This window comes from Pseudomonas paraversuta, from assembly GCF_904063065.1.
GTDB classification, from domain to species: domain Bacteria; phylum Pseudomonadota; class Gammaproteobacteria; order Pseudomonadales; family Pseudomonadaceae; genus Aquipseudomonas; species Aquipseudomonas paraversuta.
The window spans coordinates 1-486 of sequence record NZ_CAJFCL010000038.1; the positions used below are offsets into that span (position 1 = coordinate 1).

The following is a 486-nucleotide window of genomic DNA, read 5'->3' on the forward strand; positions in this document are numbered from 1 at the left end:
GAGGATCGTCCGTGAGCCACGCTGCACAGCGGTCGATCATGATCGGGGGAATGTCGTTGACCCCCAGCTCGGTGGCCTTCTGGATGGCCCAGTCCATGCGGTGGCCACGGGACAAACCCAGGCCGAGATGAATGGCCAGTGGCGATTCAATTTGCCAGGCAGAGCTTACGTCGAGGAACAGCCGCACCCGTATTTTCCCGACTTCCAGCAGGCGCCCGGTGAACTCATGTCCCGAGCCATCGAACACCTGCAGGGCATCGCCCTCGGCAATGCGCAGCACGCGGCCAATGTAATGCGCCTGGGCTTCAGGCAATTCGTGTTCACCGAGGCTCGAAGGTGCATCGATAAAACAGCGGGACAATCTCATGTAGATTCTCTGAAAATTGAATGACTTATGTCGACGCAGCCGCAGGCTGCGAGGGGTTGCGCAGCGACCCCGTTTTAAAAACGAAGGTCACTCCGCCATTGGCGACGTCAGCCGCAGCG

The 486-nt window shown here is 59.5% G+C and carries 1 protein-coding gene; it reads right to left on the reverse strand.

Going from position 1 to position 486, the window contains the following annotated elements:
- A partial coding sequence (locus JQ845_RS22815; RefSeq protein ID WP_203009512.1) for an RsmE family RNA methyltransferase occupies positions 1-367 on the reverse strand: 367 nt, incomplete at its 3' end.
- Positions 368-486 lie beyond the last annotated feature (119 nt).